Below are 868 nucleotides of genomic sequence, written 5' to 3'. Positions count from 1 at the left end.
TCCGCCGTAATTGCGGTTATACATTGTTACCCATAGGCATTTTTTAATTATTTCAGTTGGAAATGTATGTGGTCATCGTGTCTAACTGCTTGACATCCGTGAAATCGTACTTTTCCATTGTTCAAATTCAATCGAGTTTTTAAATGTGGCTCGATGAACAATTTACCAATATTTTTTTGTTTTAAAATCAATTCTGCTAATTGTCGAGTTCCTTTTTCGGAAAACTCAATGTCTTTGTTTATTGTGCCTAAAGTCAGATATTTTGGAAAATCATATTGCCAATTTCCATTTTTCTTACAAACAGCGTTTTGGTCATATTCTTTTTCGGTTGGCATTTCATAAACACCATATCCACTAATTGATGGTTTTTTATTAGTCAATTGTCCGTTGTCATTCTCGTAAATCAGAGAAACGTCAATCTTCTTTCCGTCGTTATGGCTCAAATGTGGCAGAAGTGGAAATTTGTCGATAAATGGGAAGTTAGCATCAAGGTAAACCATTTTTATTCCACTATTTCGTTTTTCAAATTCGGTTGCTATTTTTCCGATTGTTTGGTTCAATTCAGGTCTTACATAGTTTCTATTTGCAAGTTTGTAAAAAATAGAATGTGCTTTTAAAAATTCCGTTTCTTTTATTTTTTCACGTCCGAAAATAGGTGCGATATTTGGAACGATTAAAAATGTTGCGAGTAAATATAGAACTGCGAAAATTCCAATCCGTTTCAATCGTTTCTTTTCCGCACTTTTCTTAATCAACAAAATTGCAATCAAATATATTATTCCACCTATTTGAGTTACAACAGTCAAAAAAGTGATAATTATTATGTGAAGCAGTATTTTCAATGGTTGGTTCAGCTTATGGGTAACGT

1 protein-coding gene is annotated in these 868 nt (G+C 32.6%); it reads right to left on the bottom strand.

What is annotated here, in order from left to right:
- Positions 1–47 precede the first annotated feature (47 nt).
- Positions 48–868, bottom strand: an 821-nt coding sequence (locus KLA_RS17280; RefSeq protein WP_316931906.1) for a hypothetical protein, incomplete at its 5' end; no start/stop codon positions are given.

The organism is Cellulophaga geojensis KL-A (assembly GCF_000568425.1).
Classification (GTDB): domain Bacteria; phylum Bacteroidota; class Bacteroidia; order Flavobacteriales; family Flavobacteriaceae; genus Cellulophaga; species Cellulophaga lytica.
Note: the sequence above shows the minus strand (reverse complement) of the source record. Positions and strands in the feature narration are given on the sequence as shown.